Origin of the sequence: Micromonospora sp. NPDC092111 (assembly GCF_044755745.1) — a bacterium.
GTDB lineage: Bacteria > Actinomycetota > Actinomycetes > Mycobacteriales > Micromonosporaceae > Micromonospora.
The window spans coordinates 188891-210577 of record NZ_JBIVRQ010000002.1; the positions used below are offsets into that span (position 1 = coordinate 188891).

Consider the following 21687-nt stretch of genomic DNA (forward strand, 5'->3'; position numbering starts at 1 on the left):
CATCCGGTCCCGAGATCGGATAGCCTTCCCATCGGCGGCTCTTTCGCCCACCTGAGGAGGCACAGTGGAGGTCAAGATCGGCGTGCAGTACGCGCCCCGCGAGCTGGTTCTGGAGAGCGCGCAGTCGCCGGCCGAGATCGAGCAGATCGTGACCGACGCCTTCGGCAGGGCCGAGGGGACGCTGTCCCTGACCGACGAGAAGGGTCGACGGGTCATCGTGCCGGTCGGCAAGGTCGCCTACGTCGAGATCGCCGAGGCGTCCCCGCGCGCGGTCGGGTTCACCGTCCGCTGACCCGGTCCGGCCCCCGCGGCGGGTGATCCCGCCGCGGGCCGGACCCGCGTCCGTCCGCCCCGGCGGGCGCTCAGTTGTTCAGGCCGACGGCGGTCAGCCGGCCCGTGTGGTGGGCGGTGAGCCTGCCGAACAGCGCGCCGGCACGTCCACGCCACCCCGGCGATCGGCCTCGATCGCGGCCCGGATCGCGGCCGCCGCGAACTCGGCGTACCGGGAGTCGTGCGGAGCCTCCCGCACCAGCCGGTCGGCGATCTCGCCCGGGAAGTCGTCGGTGATCGCGTCCCGACGTACGCCTTGGTCACCGCCTCCCGCCAGTCCTTCGGCTCGGTCGAGCGTGGTACGCCCGCAACGCGCGGGGCTGCCGGCCGGCCCCCAAGGCGTAGACCGAGTGACTCAGGTCACTTTTTCCACCCCCGGCGGAGAGCTGGTCAACCAGGTCAGGGGCGGGAAGAGGGCAGCTCGGGTAGTATGGAGCAGTTGCCGCGGGCGCCGATCTGATCGAAGTCCTGCCCGTGGCGCGCGTGCGGCCCGGTCCGGCTCGGCGACTCCGCCCCCGACCGCGTGGCCCGCGCCAAACCGACCGCGCCCTGAGGACAAGACGGGGCGCACCACGAGAGGGCACCCCCAGATCCAGATGAGCGAACAGATTCTCGACCAGCTCGGGGGCCAGGAACTGGCCCCCACCGCCCCGGTCCGCCCGGAGGCCCCCACGTTCGCCGCGCTCGGCGCGCGCCCCGAGACCGTCGAGGCGCTGGCCGCGGCGGGCATCACCCGCGCCTTCGCGATCCAGGAGTACGCGCTCCCGATCGCGCTGCGCGGCACCGACCTGATCGGCCAGGCCCCGACCGGCACCGGCAAGACCCTCGGCTTCGGCGTACCGCTGCTGGAGCGGGTCTTCGCGCCGGCCGAGGGCAGCGACGGCGTGCCGCAGGCCCTGGTCGTCGTTCCCACCCGCGAACTGGGCATCCAGGTCGCCAAGGACCTCGCCGCGGCGGGTAAGACCCGGGGCGTCCGGGTGCTGCCGATCTACGGCGGCGTGGCGTACGAGCCGCAGATCGACGCGCTGCGCAAGGGCGTCGAGATCCTCGTCGGCACCCCGGGTCGGCTGATGGACCTGCAGAAGCAGAAGCACCTGCGGCTGGACCGGGTCCGCGCGCTCGTCCTCGACGAGGCCGACCGGATGCTCGACCTGGGCTTCCTCGACGACGTCGAGAAGATCCTGGCGATGCTGCCGGAGGACCGGCAGACCATGCTCTTCTCGGCCACCATGCCGGACCCGATCGTCACCCTCTCCCGGCGCTTCCTGCGCCGCCCGGTGACGATCCACGCCGGGCACACCGCCGAGACCGGCCCGTCGCCGCAGACCCAGCAGCTCGCCTACCGCACCCACTCGATGAACAAGATCGAGATCGTGGCCCGGATCCTCCAGGCCGAGGGGCGCGGCCTCACCATGATCTTCACCCGGACCAAGCGGGCCGCCGACCGGGTCGCCGAGGATCTCGACTTCCGTGGCTTCGCCGTGGCGGCCGTGCACGGCGACCTGGGCCAGGGCGCCCGCGAGCGGGCGCTGCGCGCGTTCCGGGCCGGCAAGATCGACACGCTGGTCGCCACCGACGTGGCCGCCCGGGGCATCGACGTCAGCGGCGTCACCCACGTCATCAACTACGACTGCCCCGAGGACCAGGACACCTACACCCACCGGATCGGCCGTACCGGCCGGGCCGGGGCGACCGGCGTCGCGGTGACCTTCGTCGACTGGGACGACATGCCCCGCTGGCGGATCATCGACAAGACGCTCGGCCTGGACATGCCGGAGCCGCAGGAGACGTACCACACGTCCCCGCACCTCTACACCGACCTGGACATCTCCACTGAGATCACCGGCACCCTGCCGACCGCGGAGCGGACCCGCGCCGGGCTCGCCGCCGAGGTCGAGGAGGACCTGGGTGGCCGGTCCCGTCGGGGCGAGGGCGGCGGCCGGGGTTCCCGGCGCGGCGAGAGCCGGGGCGACGGTCGCGGCGACGGTCGGGGCCGGAGCGAGAGCCGGGGCCGGGGCGAGAGCCGTCGGGGTCCGGACGCCGCCGGCACGCCGGACGCTGCCGAGGCACCCGTCGAGTCCGCCGACGAGGGCACCCGTACCCCGCGCCGCCGGCGTCGCCGCCGGGCCGGCGAGGTGCTCGCGGGCGAGCCGACCGCGGTGATCGGCGGGGACCCGACCGACGCCGAACCGGCCGCTCCGGCGGCCTCCGCCGAGGGCGAGCCGGCCCGGCCGCGCCGCCGCCGACGCCGTCGTGGTGGCGGCTCCGGCGCGGATACGCCGGCCGAGGCCACCGCCGACTGACAGGTACCACCCCGACATCCCCCGGACCGCGTACGACGGCCCGGGGGATGTCGCCTGTCCACCCCAGGGCGCACTGCGGGGATGGATGCCTCACGCATGCCCGTCCCGGGCGGGCTGGTGCCCCGGTGCGCCTGTCGAGCTGATGACGTGGACGGATCACCGGCGGTGCTGCGGCGCGGGACACCCCGGGTCGGCCCGGCCGCGTGGCCCGCCGGACGGCAAGGATGATGGAACGATGCCGGAACCGCTGGACGCCGCCCTGACCGAGGTACGGGCGCTGCTGCTCGACCCCGCCCTGACCCGTGCCGTCGCCGCCGGCCGACGCCGGGGGCAGCGCCCCTCGGTGGTCCGCGCCGAACTGCGCCCGGTCGCCCTCAAGGCCGGGCCACGGCTACAAATCTCCACGTCCGACGGGGCCCGGCCGTACACCCGGAACGTGACGCCGGGCGCGGAGGCCGACGCGGCGGTCGACGCGCTGCTGGCCGAGCCGTTCGGCAACTGGCACGTGGAGACCGTCGAGGCGACGCTCCAGCTACGGGTGACCAGGTCCGGCGAGGCGCAGGTGCACCGGGCCACCACCAGCCGCCCGGCCACCGCGCCGGACGGCCACGACCGGGCCAAGGAGTACCTGCTCGACCCGGGCGACCCGATCTTCACCGAGATCGGGGGCACCGCCGCCAAGCGGCGACAGGTGGACGCCTTCCTGCGCGCCCTGGCCGCCACCCTGCCCGACGACCTGACCGGCTCACTGCGCGTGGTCGACCTGGGCTGCGGGAACGCCTACCTGACCTTCGCCGCGTACCGGTACCTGTCCCGGCGCGGGCTCGACGTGGAACTGGTCGGGGTGGACGTCCGGGAGGACCAGCGGCAGCGCAACAGCGAGCTGGCCGACCGACTCGGCTGGGCCGACCGGGTCTCCTTCGTGGCCGGCACCATCGCCGACGCGGTGGTCGAGCCCGCCCCCGACCTGGTGCTCGGGCTGCACGCCTGCGACACCGCCACCGACGAGGCACTGGCCCGGGCGGTGCGCTGGGGTGCCCGCTGGATCCTCGCCGCGCCGTGCTGCCACCACGACCTGGCGGCGCAGCTACGCTCCCGGCCGGCCCCGGCACCGTACGAGCTGCTGACCCGGCAGGGCATCCTGCGGGAACGCTTCGCCGACGTGCTCACCGACGCGCTCCGCGCCGGCCTGCTACGGCTGCACGGCTACCGGGCGGAGGTGGTCGAGTTCGTCGACTCTCGGCACACCCCACGGAACCTGCTGATCCGGGCCCGCCACACCGGCACCGCCGGCACCGAACCTCAGCGGGCGGAGTATCGGGAACTGGTCGACCAGTGGCAGGTCACCCCCCGCCTGGCGACCCTGCTCGCCGCAGCGGAGGCCCCGGACGGGCAGTGAGCGCCCGGGGCCACGGCCGGCACCGCCCCGGCGTCAGCGTCGGTGGTCGTTGCCGCCCCGGTCCCGGCCGGCGGACCGCTCCCCCGGGCCCCGCTCGAAGGCGGAGACCCGCCCGCGCGGACTCCGCTCGTCCTCGCCGGGCGCGGTCGGGAACGGCACCACCGTGCCCGACGTCTCGGCGTTGCCGGCGGCGGTGAAGGCGTTCCAGGAGATGTCCACCAGGAGCCGCCTGAGTTCGGCGTGCCGTACGGCGGCGCTGTGCTGGGTGGCCAGCCGGACGCCGAGCACCACCCCCACCAACGTGGTGGTGATGGCACCGGTCGCGGCCAGCAGGTGCACGCCGGTGACCTCGTCGCCGGTCAGCACCAGCACCAGCAGCCAGATCCAGCAGCCCAGGGCGAACACGCCGGCCTTGGCGACGAAGAAGAGACTGACCGCACCCGGGCGGTGCGGCACCGGACGGTCGGGTTCGGCCATGCTGCTCCTCGTCGGACTGACCGGCGGCCTGGAGTGTGACCACCGCCGGCGGGTCGAGCTTAGTTGACGAACGGCAATGGCTGGTCCGTCGTGCTGCTCGTCCCACCAGCCCAGCTCGCGGGCTACGCACCAGGTCCGCACAGCGGCGGCCGGGCTCCGCGACGCCCACGATCCTGTCGACGGGACCGTCGGGTAGATCGGGCAATTGCAACGACGCGTGGTGGTACTACCCTTCGAAGGGCGCACCGACACCCGGCTACCGCCGAAGGGAGCGACCTCGCAGGTATGGGCTCGACAGAGGTTTCACCGCAGATGGCCTTCGCCCGCTTCGTGCGACGGGCCATCGACGACGCCCGTGACGAGCGGGGTTGGACGGTGAGCGACCTCGCGGCCCACACCGGCGTCGGCCGGTCCACCGTCTTCCGCTGGCTCGCCGGCGACTGGCAGGACTATCCCGAGCTGGCCAAGGTACGCGGCTTCTGCGCCGCCCTCGACCTGCCGGTCGCGGCGGCCTTCCGGGCGCTCGGACTGCCCGACGCGGGTCCGGCCCCCCGCCGCCGCGCCGACGACGGCCCGGTCGAGGCGGACGTCCGGGTGATCCTCGACCGGCTGGCCGATCCGGCGGTGCCCGCCGAGGAGAAGCACCACATCCGGGACCTGCTCCGCTACCTGGCCCGCCGCCCCGTCCGCCGGGCCGGCTGAACGAGCTGAACTGGGCGGCTGGCTTGCCTGGCCGCCGGAACGGCCGGGCTGCCGACCGGGCTGCCGGGCTGGCGGGCGGCCGGGCTGGCGGGCGGCCGGGCGGGCGGCCGGAGCGGCCGGGCGGGGCTCCGGCGGGACCGGGTCGGTCGGGGTCAGCGCACCGTGAGGGTGAACTCGGCGGTCCGCACCACGCCCGCGACCTTGAAGTCCAGGTACATTCGGTAGTTGCCCGGGCCGGGCGCGGTCAGCCAGAACGTCACCCGGTCGGCGGTCGGGGCGGGGTCGGGATGCACGTGCAGGTAGCCCAGGTCACCCTCGCGGAGGACGACCAGGTGGCCGTACGCGCCGAGGTAGCGCTCCAGGGTGGCGGGCCCCGAGCCGTCCCGGACCTGGAACCGCAGCGGGACGGCGACACCCACCTGCGGGGTGCCCGCGTAGCCGACGGCGAAGCCGTCCACGGTGGTGTCGGTGGCCACGGGGGGCAACGGGCGGGGCGTGTAACCGCCCGGGGCGACCAGGTCCACCCCGAGCGTGGCAGCGGTCTGCCGGCCGTCGTCGGCGAGCGCGGTGAAGTCCGCGTACGCCCGCCAGACGCCCGGCTGCGACAGGGTCAGCGGGATCGACCAGGTGCCGTCGGTCGCCATCGTGGGGTGCAGGTGCTGGTATCCGGTGAGATCGCGGCGCACCACGACCAGGTGCATCGGCTTGTCGTGCACGACCGCGAACCGGGTCACCGGCCGACGTTGGGCGTCCCGGATCTGGAAGCGGAGTTCCCCGGCCCGCCCGGCGGTGAACTCCCCGCCCGACGGGGTGAACGTGTAGCCGTCGGAGGTGACCGAGAGGCCGGTGGCCCCGTCGGTGCCCCCCTGCCCGGCGGTGGCGTCGTGCTGGTGCGCGCCGGTGCCGGGGGCGTGGGTGTGGTCACCGGCGGCGGAGGCCGCGTCCGCCGCCGTGGGGGTGCGCGGCCCCGGATTGGCCCGGCCGAGCCCGAAGCCGAGCAGGACGGCCAGGACCAGGCCGCCCACCACCAGCGCCAGCCGTAGCGTGGCCCGGTCCGGCCCCATCGGTGACGCCGGATCTGCCGACCGGTCGCCGGGCGGCGACCCGCCCCCGGACAGCGCCCATCCGCCGGGCGACGCGAACTGGTCGGCCATGTGCCCACGGTACCGTCGCCGCTACCGCCGCCAGGACGGTGGCCGGGCACCGTGGCGACGGTCGCAATCCGGCCGCCCCGGGAACTTTCCCGCCCGGCTGGCCGACCGACCTGCTCGCCGCCCTCGATCAGGCGGAGTTCGGCGCTGACGAGGCCCGGCGACCGACCACCCCGGCAACAGCGGGGGCGACGGGTCAGCCGGCGACGGCGAGGGCGAGCGGGAGCACGTCGGGGGCACCGGCCCGGCGCAGCAACCGGGCCACCATCGTCGTCGTCCAGCCGGAGTCGACCAGGTCGTCGACGAGCAGCACCGGGCCGGCCAGCCCGACCATCGCGGCGGCCAGGTCGTCCGGAACGGCGAAGGCGTCGTGCAGGGCGCGTACCCGCTGGGCGCTGTTGCCGCGCGGCCCGCCGGCCCCGGCCGGACCGGTCGGGACGACCCGGCCGAGCAGCGGCAGCCGGCCGACCGTGGCGATCCGCTCGGCGAGCGAACCGACCAGGGCCGGGTGGCTGCGGGAGCCGACCGTCACCACGCCGACCGGGCGGCGCGGCCACCGGTCGTCACCGTGCGCCCATGCCTTCAGCACCTCGACCACCGCCGCCGCCACGTCGTCGGGGACCGGCCCGTCCGCCGTGTCCGGGCCGACCAGGCCGCGCAACCGCCCACCCCAACCCAGGTCGGAGAGCCGTCCCACGGCCCGCCCGGGCAGCGCCTGCTCCGCCGGCGGAATCCGCCCCTTCAGGGGTACGCCCACCGCGTCGAGGCCGGTCGGCCAGAGCTTCTTCGGCGCGATCTCCACCCCGGGGCGACCGAGGAAGGTCTGCGCGGCGGTGAGGGCGAGGTCGGAGGCATCGGCGGTGAACAGCGGCCCGGCGCAGCGGTCACACCGGCCGCAGTCGTCCGCCCCGCTGTCGTCCAGGCATTCGCGCAGGTAGCGCATCCGGCAGCCGGTCGTGGTCGCGTACTCGCGCATGGCCTGCTGCTCGGCGGTGCGCGCCTGGGCGACGCGACGCAACCGGGTCTCGTCGTAGACCCACGGCTCGCCGGTGGCGAGCCAGCCACCGCGCACCCGGCGGACCGCGCCGTCCACGTCGAGCACCTTGAGCATCAGTTCGAGGCGGGCCCGGCGCAGGTCGACGACGGGTTCCAGGGCCTGGGTGGAGAGTGGCCGGTCGGTGTGCAGGGCGGCCAGCACGGCGCGCACCTGCTCCTCGGGCGGGAAGGCCAGCGAGGCGAAGTACCGCCAGATGGCCGCGTCCTCGACGCCGGGCAGGAGCAGCACCTCGGCGTGTTCGACGGCCCGGCCGGCCCGGCCGACCTGCTGGTAGTAGGCGATCGGCGACGGCGGCGCGCCGAGGTGCACCACGAAGCCGAGGTCCGGCTTGTCGAAGCCCATGCCGAGCGCGCTGGTGGCGACCAGCGCCTTGATCTTGTTGTCGAGCAGGTCCTGCTCGGCGGCCCGCCGGTCGGCGTCCTCGGCCTGCCCGGTGTAAGACGCCACCGACCAGCCGCGCGCCCGCAGGAACTCGGCGGTCTCGGTCGCCGCCGCCACGGTCAACGTGTACACGATCCCCGAGCCAGGGAGCGTGTCCAGGTGGTCGGCGAGCCAGGCCAGCCGGTGCGCCGGGCTGGGCAGGTCGACCACGCCCAGCCGTAGCGACTCCCGGTCCAGGGTGCCCCGCAGCACCAGCACGTCGGGGCGTCGCGCGGCCGGGTCGGCCAGCTCGGTGCCGAGTTGCTCGGCGACGTCCTGGGTCACCCGGGCGTTGGCGGTGGCGGTGGTGGCCAGCACCGGCGTCCGCTCCGGCAGGTTGCCGAGGAAGGTACGCAACCGGCGGTAGTCGGGACGGAAGTCGTGCCCCCAGTCGGAGACGCAGTGCGCCTCGTCCACCACCAGCAGCCCGGTGGTGGCGGCCAGCCTCGGCAGCACGGTGTCCCGGAAGTCCGGGTTGTTGAGCCGCTCCGGGCTGATCAGCAGGACGTCGACCGCACCGGCGTGGATCTCGGCGGTGATCTCGTCCCACTCGTCCAGGTTGGCGGAGTTGATGGTGCGGGCCCGGATGCCGGCCCTTGCCGCCGACTCGACCTGGTTGCGCATCAGTGCCAGCAGCGGCGAGACGATCACCGTCGGGCCGGCCTGGTCGGGGCGCTCACGCAGCAGGGCGGTGGCGACGAAGTAGACCGCCGACTTGCCCCAGCCGGTGCGCTGGACGCAGAGCACCCGGCGCTGGTCCACCACCAGCGCCTCGATCGCCCGCCACTGGTCCTCGCGCAGCCGGGCGTGTTCCCCGGCCAACCGCCGAAGCACCGCCTCGGCCCGCCCCCGCACCCCCACCCGCCCTTTCTACCACCCCGCCGGCCGGCACCCCGTCCCGCCGGGCCGGCACCCCGTCCCGCCGGGTTGATCAAGAAGTTTGCGTCAGGCTCCTGCGGCTCCGGTGACGCAAACCTCTTGATCAACGGGGGCGGGCTCAGGGGCGGCGGGAGCGGGCGGGGAGTAGGGCGCGGGTGAGGGGGGTCAGGCGGGGGGCGAGGCTGGCCAGGCCGCCGGGGAAGAAGTAGACGGCCAGGATGAAGACCGTGCCGAGGACGAAGAGCGGCTGGCTCAGCGGTGCGCTCAGCACGGTGGGCAGGGCGTTCACCGCGTCACTGCTGCCGAAGGCGGTGAGGCGGTGGTCCAGGTACATGTAGACGATGCCGCCGAGCACCGGACCCCAGCGGGTCCCCGGCCCGCCGAGCACCACCATGACCAGCAGCGACAGGGTCAGCTCCGAGGTGGTGACGTGCGGGCTCGCACCACCGACGATCAGGCAGTAGACCACTCCCCCGGCCGACGCGAGGCCACCCGCCAGGACGAACGCCACCAGCTTGAACCGGTACGGGTCCAGCCCGAGCACCCCGATCCGCCGTTCGTCGTCACGCAGCCCGGCCAGCACCCGCCCGGTCGGCGAACCGCTCACCCGGTGCACCACCAGCACCACCACCGCCAGGTACGCCAGCGCCAGCCAGTACAGGTTGACCGTGTTGGTCACCCCGACCAGGGCCGCCGGCAGCCCGGAGACGTCCAGCGGCAGCCCCTCCTCGCCACCGGTGAAACCCCAGAAGTCCCGGGTCACCAGGATCGCGCCGACCTGGGCGAAGGCGAGCGTCACCATGGCGAAGGCGATGCCGACGGTGCGCAGCGCGATCGCGCCGAGCAGCGCGGCGAGGGTGGTCGCGCCGACGACGGTGAGCAGCGCCGCCTGCCACAGCGGCAACCCGGCGCGGGTGACGAGGACGTCGGTGCCGTACACCCCGGCGGCGAAGTAGAGCGCGTGCCCGAAGGAGAGCATCCCGGTCCGCCCGAAGAGCAGGTCGTACCCGGCGGCCAGGCCGCCGAAGACCAGACAGATGGCGAGCAGTTGCAGGGTGCCCGGCGAGTTCAGCGGCCCCTCGAAGAGCCCCGGCAGGTGCGCCGTCGAGTACGGCACGACCGCCGCCACGGCCAGCGCCACCAGCGGCAGCCAGGGCCGCAGCCGCTGCCAGCGGGACCGTCGCGGGGCCAGTTCGGCCGGCACCGCCGCCGGGGGTGCGTCGACCATCGAGTCGGTCATGCGTGTGCCACCTTCCCGGCGAAGCCCTGCGGGCGCAGCAGGAGGACCACGGCGAGCAGCCCGACCACGCAGATGTCGCCGAGTCCCGACGGCCCGTAGTAGTTGACGAACTGTTGCAGCAGCCCCACCGCGACCGCCGCGTACGCGGACCCGACCACCGAACCCATCCCGCCGATCACCACCACGATGAACGCGAAGATCAGCAGGGAGCCGCCCTGGCCGGGCGAGACGGTGCCGTAGTAGGTGCTGCCCAACGCGCCGGCCAGCGCGGCGGCGGCCCCGCCGATCGCGAAGACCAGGGTGAACGCCTTGCGGACGTCGATGCCGAGCGCGGTCACCATCTCCCGGTTCTCCACCCCGGCCCGGATCACCAGGCCGTACCGGGTCCAGCGGAGGAAGGCCAGCAGCGCGCCGAGCACCAGCACGGCCGCGACGATCAGCAGCAGCCCGCCGTTGGGCACGTTCGCGCCGAGGATCGAGGTCACCTGCCGGGTCCACGCCGGCCGGGGGAACGGCCGGGCGTCCGCGCCCCAGGTGGCCTGGAGCAGCGCCACCCCGGCCAGCGACAGGCCGACGGTCACCAGCACCTGCTCGATGGTGCGGGAGTAGAGCGGCCGGATCAGCACCAGCTCCACCAGCACCGCGACCAGCGCCCCGGCGGCCACCCCGAAGGCCACCGCCAGCACGAAACCGAGGCCGTCCGGGCCGGCGCCGGGCAGGTTCCCGGCGGCCCACCAGGTGGCGTACGCGCCGACGCCGAGGAACAGCCCGTGCGCGAAGTTCAGCACGTCCGCCAGGCCGAAGACCAGGGAAAGCCCGGAGGCGACCAGGAAGTACAGCGCGGCCAGGCCGAGCCCGGTCAGGGTGAGCAGGACGATGTCGCTCATGCCCGCACCTCCGGATTCCCGGCAGCGCCGTCACTGTCGTGCCCGCCGGAGCCGACCCCGGCGTCCTGCCCGCCCGAGCCGACCCCGCTGCCGTGACCGCCGGAGCCGACGCCGGTGCCCTGCCCGCCCGAACCGACTCCGGCGTCGTGGCCGCCGGAGCCCACGCCGAGCAGGGACCTCGTCAGCTCGGCCTCCCGCAGCAATTCCCCGGCATCCCCGGCCCAGGCCACCCGGCCGGCGGCGAGGACCACGGCGTCGGTGGCCAGCCGGCGCACCACCGCCAGGTTCTGCTCCACCAGCAGCACCGGCACGGACTCGGCGACCCGCTCCAGCACCTCGGCCACCTCGGTCACCACCTTCGGTGCCAACCCCTTGGTCGGCTCGTCGACCAGCAGCAGCCGGTTGTCGTTGAGCAGCACGCGGCCGATGGCGAGCATCTGCTGCTGCCCGCCGGAGAGCGAACCGGCCCGTTGCCGTCCGCGCCGGTCCAGCTCCGGGAAGAGCGCGAAGACCCGGTCGTACGCCGGGGTGGTGCCGCGCCGTTCCGCCAGCCGGAGGTTCTCGGCGACGGTGAGGCCGGCGAAGACGCAGCGGTCCTCCGGCACGTAGCCGAGCCCACCGCGTACCAGCCGGTGGGTGGGGCGGTCCAGCAGACTCCGGTCACTCATCCGGACGGCTCCGCGGACCTCCCCGTTGCGCGGGGTGAGGCCGACCACCGCGCGCAGCGTGGTGGTCTTGCCCACCCCGTTGCGCCCGAGCAGCACCGTCACCCCGGTCGGTGCCACGGTGAACGACACCCCCTGGAGGATGTGCAGCCCGGCGATCCGGACCGACAGGTCCTCGACGCTCAGGACGGGTTCAACCACCGGGCCGCCTTCCGTTCCCGACTGCGGGGCTCGCACACCCGGCTCACTCCTCGCACTCACAGGGACTCCCCCAGGTATGCCTCCTGGACGGTGGCGTTGGCCATCACCGTCGCCGGGGTGTCGCAGGCCAGCAGGGCGCCGTGGTGCATCACGGCGATCCGGTCGGCCAGCTCCAGGATCACGTCCATGTGGTGCTCCACCATCAGCACCGCCCGGCCGCTGTCGCCGGTCAACGACCTGATCACGCCGACCAGTTCGGGGACGTCCTCGGCGCTGACCCCGGCCATCGGCTCGTCGAGCAGCATCACCCGGGGTTCCCCGGCGAGCAGCAGGGCGATCTCCAGCTTGCGCTTCTCGCCGTGGGCGAGGGTGCCGGCGAGGGCCGTACCCCGGTGGTGCAGGCCGACCCGGTCGAGCGCCGCGTCGGCGGCGGCGGCCACCTCCCGGTCGGCCGCCGCCCGCCGCCACAGCTTCATCGAGCCACCCCGGTGCGCCTGTACGGCCAGCCGGACGTTCTCCCGGACGGTGAGCGAGCCGAAGACCGAGGACGCCTGGAAGGTACGGCCCAGCCCGAGCCGGGCCCGCCGGTGCGGCGGGAGGACGGTGACGTCCTCGCCGTCGAGCAGGACGCGTCCCTCGGTGGGCCGGCGCAGGCCGGTGATCAGGTTGAACAGGGAGGTCTTGCCGGCGCCGTTCGGCCCGATCACGCCGAGGAACTCCCCGGGCGCCAGGTCGAGGTGTACGTCGTCGACGATGGCGACCTCTCCGATCCGCCAGGTCAGACCGCGGGTGGCGAGCACGGATCAGCCCTTCATCTGGGTGACCGGCGGCGCGGTCTCGTCACCGGTCAGGGACTTCTGCGCGGCGGCCGTGAACGTGGTGCCGCTGCCGGAGAGCTTCGCCTGGTACATCGGCTGGAGCAGGGCGTGGTCGTCGGCGCGGATGGTCATCGGGCCCTTGACCCCGTCGAACGTCCAGCCTTCGAGCGCCTTGATCATCTTGTCGACGTCGTCGCCGCCCTCCTGGACCGCCCGGACGACCATCTGCGCGGCGGCGAAGCCGTCCGGGTGGAACAGGTCGAGCGTCCCGCCGGGGATCTTCGCCTTGGCGGCCTTGGCGGCCTCGGTGTCGCTGGCCCCGTCGAAGTAGTGCGACAGGAAGGAGATCTTGCTGCCGGCGGCGCCGAAGGTGGGCCAGGAGGCGCGGATGTCCAGGCCGGTGACGACCGTGGTGGAGGAGAGGACGCCCTGCTGGTCGAGGGTCTGCCACATGGCCGGGGCGGTGGTGCCGGCCCAGGCGACGAAGAGCAGGTCCGGCTTGGCGGCCTTGATCTGGCTGGCGAACGGGGTGAACTCGCTGGCGCTGGCCGGCGCCCGGACGCTGCTGACGGTGGCACCGGCCCCGCCGATGACGGCCTTCACGGCGGCCTCGTTGGCGTCGCCGAACGCGCCGTCCTGGGCGAAGACGACGACCTTCTTGCCGGTGGGATCGCCGATGAACGACTTCGCGGTCACCACGTCCTGGTAGGACTGCCGGCCGGAGCGGAACGTGTACTTGTTGGCGCCGGTGACCGCGTCCGTGGCGGCCGGGCCGGAGACGAAGAGCACCTTGTTCTGGGCGGCGATCGGGGCGACCTGGAGCGCCACCCCGGACGCGGTCGACCCGGCGATGATCTTCGCACCCTTGCCGATCAGGTCCTTGGCCGCGGAGACCGCCTTGGCCGGGTCGCCCGCGTCGTCGACCTCGGTCAGCTCGATGGTGCGGTCGCCGACCTTGCCGGTGCCCTTGGTGGCGTAGTCGAGACCGGCCTTGAACCCTTCGATGTACTGCTTGCCGTAGCTGGCCAGCGCGCCGGACTGGGAGTAGACCAGGCCGACCTTGACCGGGGCGGCGGCGTCACCGCCGCCAGAGGCGGTGTCCTGCGGGCTGCCGCAGGCCGTGGCGGCGAGCGCCGCGGCCATCATCGTGGCGGCGGAGAGGAACGCCCGCCGGGTGTGCCGGACCGTCATCGCGACTCCAGGTGAGGACAGGAAGCATGTGTCGGCTCACGCTAGAAGTGACATCACCCACGGGCTATGTGGCGGCAACACACAAGTAACACCAACGGGGTGGCCGATGTTAACAACCGTCGTCCCGGGTCGACGGACGACCGGGCCGGGAGTGGCCCCCACCCCCACCGGCCGGCCCGCCGCTGTGTCGCACCCCGCCATCGCCACCTCAGCGCGCCACAGCCATCGCCGCAGGGCCAGCGCCGGGACCGGGGGCCGGGGGCCGGGACCGAGGGCCGGGGGCCGGGGGCCGGGGGCCGGGACCGAGGGCCGGGACCGAGGGCCGGGGGCCGGGACCGAGGGCCGGGGGCCGGGACCGAGGGCCGGGGGCCGGGACCGAGGGCCGGGGGCCGGGGGCGAGGGCCGGGCCGGGACCGAGGGCCGGCGCGGGCGCTCCGGGCAACGCTCGTCGGGCAGGTCTGAGCCGCAAGATCGTGCTCGATCCTGGATGTAGTGGTGTTCCCCGCTCACCGAGGCCACTACATCAAGGATCGAGCACGATCTTGGCGCTCATCACAGTGCACGGCGTCGGCCAGCACAGCGGTGCCCACCTACCCCCGCCAGGACGGCACCATCCGACGCGGACGGCCGGCCCCGCGCAGCCCGAGACTCGCGCAGCCCGAGACTCGCGCAGCCCGAGACTCGCGCAGACCGAGACTCGCGCAGACGGAACCCCGGCAGGCCGGAACCTGGACCCGGCCGGGCCCCAGGCAGACCGAACGCCGACAGGGGCAAACCCAGGCAAGGCCGAGCCCCAGGCAGACCGAACGCCGACAGGCCAAGACCCAGGCATGGCCAAGACCCGACAGACCACGACCCGGGCAATCCCGAGCCCCGACACCGAGTCCCCGGCAGGGCCAGGACCCGCAAAAGCCGAGACCCGGGCCGGGCCGGGCCTCTACTCCATTACGGCGATGTGGCGGTGTCCGGGTGAGCCGGACACCGCCACATCGCCGAGAAGGTGTGGATCATGGAACGCCGACCGGCGAGGCCGGGGCGGCGGGACCGGCGCGGGCAAGGATCAGGGGAAGAGTCAGCCGGCGAGGCCGGCACGGACAACGGGAAGCCCACGGCACGGGCAACCGAAGGCCCGGCCAGCCGGGCCGGTGCGGGCAACGGACGACACGGTGGCGGGGCCGGTGCGGGCAACGGACGACACGGTGGCGGGGTGGTGGGGGCAGGGGTCAACGGAAGGCCGCCCTCGGCATGGCCAGCGACCTGGTGGTGAGCAGCGGGGACGTGCGGGAGACCGAGGGCGCTGGCCATGCGGGGGCGGGTGACGGTCAGCGGGAGGCGGGGCTCCCGAGTCCGGCGCGGGCCGCGACGGCGGTGTCGGGCTGGTCGGTGAAGACGCCGTCCAGGCCGAGGCCGAGGAAGAGTTCGTACTCGGCGGTGATGTCGCCGCGGGCGTTCGGGTCGGCGCCGATCCGGAAGTCGGCGGGGAGGAACTGGTTCTCGGCGCGGAACGTCCAGGCGTGTACGAGCAGCTTCTCCCGGTGCGCGTCCCGGATCACCGTGGTCGGGGCGAGCAGCCGGCCGGTGGCGTCCCGGGGGACGATCAGGTTCTTGTGCAGCCCGACGCCGTCGGCGTACCCGGCGATGCCGCGCAGGCCGGCGGCGGAGGCCAGGTCGGCGTACGTGCGGGGGTCACCGGCGACGGTGAAGTCGTACGGACGGCCGGTGGCGTCGAGGAGCTGCACCAGCGGCACGTCGATCATCCGGTCCAGCTTGCGCAGGTTGGCGGTCTCGAAGGACTGGATGAACACGGCGTCGTGCCGGTGGGTCAGCTTGTTCTTGCGCAGCACCGCGACCAGCGGCTCCTCCAGCGGCAGCCCGATCGAGGCGAAGTAGCTGGGGTGCTTGGTCTCCGGGTAGACCCCGATGGTCCGGTCCCGGTTCTTCGACTCGACCCGGGCCAGGTCCAGCACCTCCTGGAAGGTGGGCACCTCGAACCTGCCGTCGAAGGCGGTGTTCGCCACCCGTACCTGGGGCAGCCGCTCCTTGGCCCGCAGCGTCTTCAGCTCGGCTAGGGTGAAGTCCTCGGTGAACCAGCCGGTGACCGGCACCCCGTCGATGGTCTTGGTGGCCTTGCGGGCGGCGAACTCCGGCCGGGCCGCCACGTCGGTTGTACCGGAGATCTCGTTCTCGTGCCGGGCGACCAGCACCCGGTCCTTCGTCGAGACCAGGTCCGGCTCGATGTAGTCGGCTCCCATCCGGATCGCCAGCCGGTACGCCTCCAGGGTGTGCTCCGGCCGGTAGCCGCTGGCGCCACGGTGGCCGATCACCAGAGGCCGGTGGGTGGCCCGGTCGGCCCGGTCGGCCCGGTCCGCGTCGTCCTCGCGGGCCGAGGCCGCGCCGGGCACGGCGACGGCCACGGCGAGCAGGGCGCCGGCCACGCCGAGGGCGGAAAGGGTACGTCGCAACGCGGTCTCCTTCGTCGATGGGTCGCCTCAGCAGACCGGTCCCGACTGACCGTCAGTTGGTCGGCGGCTGGCCGACAGGTGAACCCTGCGGGATACGCGATTCACCAACCGGATCAGTCCCGAATCGACAAGATTGTCTGGTGCGCCGGTTCCTCCGTCACCCCGTCCGGCTGGTGCCGTTCGGCTTCCTGGTGGCGATCGCGATCGGCACCGGCCTGCTGATGCTGCCCTGGGCCACCAGCGCCCACCACTACACCCCGCTGGTCACCGCGCTGTTCACCGCCACCTCGGCGGTGTCGGTCACCGGCATGGCGGTCACCGACACGCCGAACTACTGGAACGGCTTCGGGCTGGTGATGATCACGGTGCTGACCCAGCTCGGCGGCCTGGGCATCCTGACCGGCGCGGCCCTGGTCAGCCTGGCCGTCACCCGGCAGCTCGGGCTGCGCAACCGGCTGCTGGTGCAGGCCGAGACCGCCGAGTACGGCACCGGGAACATCCGCCGCCTGCTGATCCGCATCGCCGGCACGGTGTTCGGCTGCGAGGTGCTGATGACGCTGGTGGTCACCGGCCGACTCTGGCTGGCCTACCACTACCCACCGGGCCGGGCGCTCTGGTACGGCACCTTCCACTCCGTCCAGGCGTTCAACAACGGCGGCTTCGCCCTCTACTCGGACGGGCTGGTCGGTTTCTCCCGCGACCCGTGGGTGTCGCTGCCGTTGGCCCTCGGCGCGATCGTCGGCGGGCTGGGTTTCCCGGCACTCTTCGAGGCGGTCCGGCAGTGGCGGCGGCCGGTCCGCTGGGCGGTCGCCACCAAGCTGACCATCTGGGGCAGCGTGGTGCTGCTGGCCGCCGGGTTCGTCGGCCTGCTCGTCGCCGAGTGGGGCAACCCGCTCACCATCGGCACCTTCGACATGCCCGGCAAGGTGCTCGCCTCGTTCTCCCAGATCGCGCTGAGCCGTACCGGCGGCTTCGACGTGATCAACGTGGGCCGGCTGAGCGAGGAGAGCTACCCGCTGCTCATCGTCCTGATGTTCATCGGCGGTGGCAGTGCCAGCACCGCCGGCGGCATCAAGGTGTCCACGTTCTTCCTGCTCGCCTTCGTCATCTGGGCGGAGCTGCGCGGCGAGCCGGACGTCATCGTGGGCCGACGCCGGATCGCCGCGTCGAGCCAGCGTCAGGCGCTGACCGTGGCCCTGCTCAGCGTCGCGCTGGTGGCCGTCGGCACGATCGGCGTGATCGCGCTGACCGAGCACGTCCTCTTCTACGAGTCGCTGTTCGAGGTGACCTCCGCGTTCAGCACCACCGGGCTCACCGTCGGGCTCACCTCCCGGCTGCCCGAGGTCGGCCAGCTCATGCTGACCGCGCTGATGTACATCGGACGGGTGGGGCCGCTCACCCTCGGCTCGGCGATCGCGTTGAACACCCGGCACCGGCTGTACCGCTATCCGAAGGAGCAACCCGTTGTCGGCTAGAGGTGAGGGCGACGGCGACATCGCCGTGATCGGGCTGGGCCGGTTCGGCCGGCACCTGGCCGGGGCGTTGACCCGGCTCGGCCACCAGGTGCTCGCCGTGGACCGCGACGGCGACCAGGTGCAACGCTGGGCGGCGACGCTGGACCAGGTGGTGCAGGCCGACGCCACCGAGGAGACGGCGCTGCGGCAGCTCGGCATCGCCGACTTCCGCCGGGTGGTGGTCGCCATCGGCACCTCGGTGGACGCCAGCGTGCTGACCGTACTGGCGTTGGCCGAGGTGGGCGTCCCGCAGATCTGGGCCCGGGCCACCTCGGAGAAGCACGCGAAGATCCTGGCCTCGGTCGGGGCGCACCACGTGGTCTTCCCCGAGGCGGAGACCGGGGAACGGGTGGCGCACCTGATCGTCAGCCGGATGCTCGACTTCATCGAGTTCGACGAGGACTTCGCGATCGCCAAGGTGCCGGTGCCGCCGCCGCTGGTCGGCCGGCCGCTGCGCGAACTGGCGCTGGACGAGCGTTACGGGGTGGTGGTGGTCGGCGCCAAACCGGCCGGGGAACGCTTCCGGTACGCCGACCAGGACACCGTCCTGGACGCGGGCAGCGTCCTGATCGTGGAGGGCGGGATCGCCCAGGTGCAACGGTTCGCGGCGCTGCGCTGACGATCAGCCCCGCCGCCCCGGCCCGCGTCTTAGCGCTCGCCCGGCCGGCCCTGGCCCACGCCCTGGCCGCCGCCCTTCCCCGTCACTTTGCCGCTTTTCCCTTGCCCGCACCCGCCCCCTTGACCGTGCCGGGCTTCGCGGCCTTCGGCTTCGGCTTCGACTTCGCCGAGCCGCTCGACTTGGCCGCGCCGGAGGTACTGGACCCGCCCCCGCCGGACGTCTTCGCCGCCGGCTTCGCGGGGGTCTTCGCCGGGGGCTTCACCACCGGGGCGGTGCCGGCCACCCCGGACACCCGCACCCCGCAGTCGGCCTCGCCGAGGCTGAACTCCACCGGCAGCGGGTTGCCACCGGTGTACCGGCCGGTCAGCGAGAACTTCTCCGACGCGCCCGGCGCCAGCACGTCCCGGCCGGCGGCCGGGGCGACCCGCACCGTCCGCCCCTCCTGGCGTACCGGGGGGTCGGCCCTGGTGACGGTCTGCTGGCCGGGGAAGGCGAAGCTCATGGTCCAGTCGCGCAACTCCCGGGGCCCGGTGTTGGTCAGCGTGAGCTGGGCGGCGAAGTCCTTGCCGGAGTCGCTGCGCAGCGCGTACTCGACCTCGCAGGGGGCGGGTTCGGTCAGCCCCATCCGGGCCTCGACGGGCCGGTCCACCCCGCCGCTGGCCGGGCTGCGCGAGGTCACCCCCCACAGCGTCGCGGTCACCGCGACCAGGCCGGCGGCGGCCACCCCGGCCTCGACCCTGCGCCGGCGCGACGTCGCCCGACGGGTCCGGGTCCGGCCGGAGAAGGGCAGCGCGTCGGTGTCGGCCGACCAGGGCAGGATCGTGGTGCCGGCGTTGGCGGGCAGGGTCGGGTCGAGCGCGCCGGCTGCCGGGGAGACCGGCACCGCCGCGATCATCCCGGCCGCGCCGGCGAGCGTACGGGCCAGTTCGGTGGTCGCCGGCCGGTCCTCGGGGCGCTTGGCCAGGCACCGGCCGACCAGTTCGACCACCTCGTCGGGGAGCCCCGGCACGGTGGGCATCGGCTCCGGGTCGTTGTACAGGTGCGCCCGCAGCATCTCGGTGGTGGTGCTGGCCTGCCAGGGCAGCCGGCCGGTGAGCATCCGGTAGAGCAGCAGCCCGACGGCGTACACGTCGGTGGCCGGACAGACCTGCCCGTTGTCGAGCCGCTCCGGGGCGAGGTAGGCGGGGGTGCCGAGCAGCGTGCCGTCGGGTCCCTTCTCGCTCTCCCCGACCAGCGCGGAGATGCCGAAGTCGACCACCTTCACCCCGGTCGTGGTCAGCATGACGTTGCCCGGGGTGACGTCCCGGTGGACCACGCCACGGGCGTGCGCGGTGGCCAGCGCCGAGGTCACCTCCGCGCCGATGGTCACCGCCTCCCGCCAGGGCAGCCGCCCGTCGCGGCCGAGCCGCGCGGTCAGCGGGCCGCCGTCGACCAACTCCATCACGACGTACGGCACGGTCAGCCCGACCTGCTCGGACTCGCCGTAGTCGTACACGTTGGTGATGTTGGGGTGGCAGAGCCGCGCGGCGGACTGCGCCTCGATCCGGATCCGGTGCCGGAAGGCCCGGTCGCTGGCCAGCCGGGAGGCGAGCACCTTCACCGCGACCTGCCGGCCGAGCACCTCGTCGTAGCCGCGCCACACCACGGACATGCCGCCCGCGCCGAGCTGCTCGATCAGCCGGTACCGCTCACCGAGGAGCTGGGCCCCGTTCTGGACTCCTCCACCCATGGTCGACCGTGTTGCCCGGGTGGGGGCCGGCTACACCTGGATGGTCGTAATCGGTCAGGAAAGTCACCCGTTCAGGCGGTCGCCAGCAGTTGGTCCACCGGCGCGTAGTCGTCGGTCAGCACCAGCGCGTCGTCGACGAAGCCGGCCAGCTCCGCGTCGGCGAGCAGGTCCGGCACCGCCGACACGGTGCCCAGCCGGGTACGCAACGCGTCCAGCGGCAGTGGCGCGTCCGAGGCGACGATGAGGAAGTTGCTGCCGGTCCGGCCGGCGATCGCCGCCGGCGGCGCGATCAGCGCCACGTTGCGGAACTCGGCGGCCACCGTGGCCAGCTCGGCCCGGATGAACCGGCCCGGCGGGTAGTCGATGACGTTCTGCACGTAGATCCCACCGGGCCGCAGCACCCGGCCCACCTCGGCGGCCATCTCCCGGGTGGCCAGGTGCCAGGGCACCACCAGGTGTCCGAAGGCGTCCCCGACGACCAGGTCACGGCTGTCGGCCGGTTCGCCGCCGACCAGCATCCGGGCGTCCCCCACCACCGCCCGCAGCCCCGGCCCCGGCCGGACGCCCAACTCCCGCCGGTCCAGGTCGACCAGTTCGCCGTCGATCTCGAAGACCACGTTGTCGGTGCCCGGTCGGGTGGCGCTCAGGTAGCGAGGCATGGTGAAGCCGCCCCCGCCCAGGTGCAGCGCGTCCAGCCGCTGCCCCGGCGGCGCCAGCACGTCGGCGACCGCGCCGATCCACCGGGTGTACGCGTACTCCAGGTGCGTCGGGTCGTTCAGGTCGACGTACGAGTGCTGGGCCGAGTTGAGGTAGAGCGTACGCCCGCCGGCCCGGGACGGGTCGGTCTCCACCCGGGCGCAGTGGTACGCCGTCTCCACGTCGCACGGGTTCGGCGCGACCGCGCTCAGCCCCGCCGCGACCAGCCCGAGCACCGCCAGGGTGGCCTTCGTCCGGGCCGGACCGGGCAGCCCCGCCCCCTGCTGCCGGCGCAGGTAGACCCCGAGTGCCAGGCCGGTCACCCCGAGCAGGGCCGCCAGCGCGATCAGGATCACCGTGCTGGGCAGCGCGGCCACCAGCACGAACCCGGTGACCAGGGTGGCGGTGATGCCGCCGAGGGTGCCGATGCCGGAGAGCCGGCCCACCACCTGCCCGGTGCGGCGCAGGTCGGCCAGTTGGAGCTTCACCACCAGCGGGGTGACCGCCGAGAGCAGCGCCGCCGGCACGAACACGGCCAGCGCGGTGAGCAGCAGGATGCCGCTGACCGCACCACCGCGCAGCAGCTCACCGGCGTACCGGACCACCGGGAGGGTGACCGCGGCGGCGATGCCGGCGAGCACCAGCGCCGGCGCGAGCAGGCCGCGCGGGTCCCGCCGGTCGGCCAGCCAGCCACCCGTCCACGCCCCGTACGCGATGGCGGCCAGCGCGACGCCGATCACCGAGCTGGTCACCTGGAGGGTCACCCCGACGTACGGGCCGACCAGGCGGAGCGAGACCGTCTCCAGCACCAGCACGGCGCCGCTGGAGAAGAAGACCAGGAACGCGGCGAGCCCGTGGGGCAGCGCGCGGGGGGCGGCCGGCGCACCGGGCGCCGCACCGACCAGGACGTCGGACGATGAGCTGCTCACCGTCGCGATGCTACGTCC

16 protein-coding genes and 1 pseudogene are annotated in these 21687 nt (G+C 73.9%); 6 read left to right on the plus strand and 11 right to left on the minus strand.

Features of this window, described 5'->3' with window-relative positions; translation table 11 throughout:
* Nucleotides 1-64 precede the first annotated feature (64 nt).
* The 3 genes from ACIQG9_RS06925 (at nt 65) to ACIQG9_RS06935 (ending at nt 4032) form a co-directional block, all read left to right on the plus strand.
* Complete coding sequence (locus ACIQG9_RS06925; protein ID WP_400398961.1) at nt 65-292, plus strand: DUF3107 domain-containing protein; 228 nt, start codon at nt 65-67, stop codon at nt 290-292.
* Between the two features lie 634 nt (nt 293-926).
* Nucleotides 927-2633 carry a DEAD/DEAH box helicase gene (locus ACIQG9_RS06930; protein WP_400398962.1) on the plus strand — a complete coding sequence of 569 codons (1707 nt, stop codon included), beginning with the start codon at nt 927-929 and terminating at the stop codon, nt 2631-2633.
* A 235-nt stretch (nt 2634-2868) separates the two neighbouring features.
* Complete coding sequence (locus tag ACIQG9_RS06935) at nt 2869-4032, plus strand: class I SAM-dependent methyltransferase (RefSeq protein ID WP_400398963.1); 1164 nt, start codon at nt 2869-2871, stop codon at nt 4030-4032.
* 33 nt (nt 4033-4065) lie between these two features.
* On the opposite strand, the gene ACIQG9_RS06940 is transcribed toward ACIQG9_RS06935, so the two are convergent.
* Nucleotides 4066-4509 (minus strand): hypothetical protein, encoded by a 444-nt coding sequence (locus ACIQG9_RS06940; RefSeq protein WP_400398964.1) that lies wholly within the window; start codon nt 4507-4509, stop codon nt 4066-4068.
* A gap of 285 nt (nt 4510-4794) precedes the next feature.
* Here ACIQG9_RS06940 and ACIQG9_RS06945 point away from each other — a divergent pair, with 285 nt between their 5' ends.
* Entirely contained in the window at nt 4795-5211 is a 417-nt protein-coding gene (locus ACIQG9_RS06945; RefSeq protein WP_208568271.1) for a helix-turn-helix domain-containing protein, read from the plus strand.
* Nucleotides 5212-5363: 152 nt separating this feature from the next.
* Here the strand turns inward: ACIQG9_RS06945 and ACIQG9_RS06950 are convergent, their stop codons facing one another.
* The 8 genes and pseudogenes from ACIQG9_RS06950 to ACIQG9_RS06985 all read right to left on the minus strand — a co-directional run bounded on the left by ACIQG9_RS06950 (nt 5364) and on the right by ACIQG9_RS06985 (nt 16182).
* Nucleotides 5364-6365, minus strand: coding sequence for a hypothetical protein (locus ACIQG9_RS06950; RefSeq protein ID WP_400398965.1), 1002 nt, complete (start codon nt 6363-6365; stop codon nt 5364-5366).
* Between the two features lie 193 nt (nt 6366-6558).
* The gene (locus tag ACIQG9_RS06955; RefSeq protein WP_400398966.1) at nt 6559-8700 is read right to left on the minus strand and encodes a DEAD/DEAH box helicase; all 2142 of its coding nucleotides are present in this window, start codon (nt 8698-8700) and stop codon (nt 6559-6561) included.
* Between the two features lie 136 nt (nt 8701-8836).
* Complete coding sequence (locus ACIQG9_RS06960; RefSeq protein WP_400398967.1) at nt 8837-9958, minus strand: branched-chain amino acid ABC transporter permease; 1122 nt, start codon at nt 9956-9958, stop codon at nt 8837-8839.
* The gene (locus ACIQG9_RS06965; protein ID WP_400398968.1) at nt 9955-10845 is read right to left on the minus strand and encodes a branched-chain amino acid ABC transporter permease; all 891 of its coding nucleotides are present in this window, start codon (nt 10843-10845) and stop codon (nt 9955-9957) included. Before ACIQG9_RS06965 ends, ACIQG9_RS06960 begins: the two co-directional genes overlap by 4 nt.
* 155 nt (nt 10846-11000) lie before the next feature.
* A pseudogene (locus ACIQG9_RS06970) lies at nt 11001-11711 on the minus strand (ABC transporter ATP-binding protein); the annotation flags it as partial.
* 56 nt (nt 11712-11767) lie between these two features.
* Nucleotides 11768-12511 carry an ABC transporter ATP-binding protein gene (locus ACIQG9_RS06975; protein WP_400398969.1) on the minus strand — a complete coding sequence of 248 codons (744 nt, stop codon included), beginning with the start codon at nt 12509-12511 and terminating at the stop codon, nt 11768-11770.
* 3 nt (nt 12512-12514) lie between these two features.
* Entirely contained in the window at nt 12515-13720 is a 1206-nt protein-coding gene (locus tag ACIQG9_RS06980) for a substrate-binding domain-containing protein (RefSeq protein ID WP_400398970.1), read from the minus strand.
* 1322 nt (nt 13721-15042) lie between these two features.
* Nucleotides 15043-16182, minus strand: coding sequence for a glycerophosphodiester phosphodiesterase (locus tag ACIQG9_RS06985; RefSeq protein ID WP_400398971.1), 1140 nt, complete (start codon nt 16180-16182; stop codon nt 15043-15045).
* Nucleotides 16183-16322: 140 nt separating this feature from the next.
* Between ACIQG9_RS06985 and ACIQG9_RS06990 the strand changes: the two genes are divergently transcribed.
* Nucleotides 16323-17657 carry a TrkH family potassium uptake protein gene (locus ACIQG9_RS06990; RefSeq protein WP_400398972.1) on the plus strand — a complete coding sequence of 445 codons (1335 nt, stop codon included), beginning with the start codon at nt 16323-16325 and terminating at the stop codon, nt 17655-17657.
* The gene (locus ACIQG9_RS06995) at nt 17647-18315 is read left to right on the plus strand and encodes a potassium channel family protein (RefSeq protein ID WP_400398973.1); all 669 of its coding nucleotides are present in this window, start codon (nt 17647-17649) and stop codon (nt 18313-18315) included. The genes ACIQG9_RS06990 and ACIQG9_RS06995 overlap by 11 nt, the downstream gene beginning before the upstream one ends.
* A gap of 82 nt (nt 18316-18397) precedes the next feature.
* Here the strand turns inward: ACIQG9_RS06995 and ACIQG9_RS07000 are convergent, their stop codons facing one another.
* Nucleotides 18398-20044 (minus strand): protein kinase, encoded by a 1647-nt coding sequence (locus tag ACIQG9_RS07000; protein WP_400398974.1) that lies wholly within the window; start codon nt 20042-20044, stop codon nt 18398-18400.
* Between the two features lie 71 nt (nt 20045-20115).
* Nucleotides 20116-21669, minus strand: coding sequence for a fused MFS/spermidine synthase (locus ACIQG9_RS07005; RefSeq protein WP_400398975.1), 1554 nt, complete (start codon nt 21667-21669; stop codon nt 20116-20118).
* Nucleotides 21670-21687: the final 18 nt, after the last annotated feature.

Coding starts and splice junctions, on each gene's coding strand:
- ACIQG9_RS06930 (WP_400398962.1), top strand. CDS start 927: ATGAGCGAACAGATTCTCGACCAGCTCGGGGGCCAGGAACTGGCCCCC.
- ACIQG9_RS06935 (WP_400398963.1), top strand. CDS start 2,869: ATGCCGGAACCGCTGGACGCCGCCCTGACCGAGGTACGGGCGCTGCTG.
- ACIQG9_RS06940 (WP_400398964.1), bottom strand. CDS start 4,509: ATGGCCGAACCCGACCGTCCGGTGCCGCACCGCCCGGGTGCGGTCAGT.
- ACIQG9_RS06945 (WP_208568271.1), top strand. CDS start 4,795: ATGGGCTCGACAGAGGTTTCACCGCAGATGGCCTTCGCCCGCTTCGTG.
- ACIQG9_RS06950 (WP_400398965.1), bottom strand. CDS start 6,365: ATGGCCGACCAGTTCGCGTCGCCCGGCGGATGGGCGCTGTCCGGGGGC.
- ACIQG9_RS06960 (WP_400398967.1), bottom strand. CDS start 9,958: ATGACCGACTCGATGGTCGACGCACCCCCGGCGGCGGTGCCGGCCGAA.
- ACIQG9_RS06965 (WP_400398968.1), bottom strand. CDS start 10,845: ATGAGCGACATCGTCCTGCTCACCCTGACCGGGCTCGGCCTGGCCGCG.
- ACIQG9_RS06980 (WP_400398970.1), bottom strand. CDS start 13,720: ATGACGGTCCGGCACACCCGGCGGGCGTTCCTCTCCGCCGCCACGATG.
- ACIQG9_RS07000 (WP_400398974.1), bottom strand. CDS start 20,044: ATGGGTGGAGGAGTCCAGAACGGGGCCCAGCTCCTCGGTGAGCGGTAC.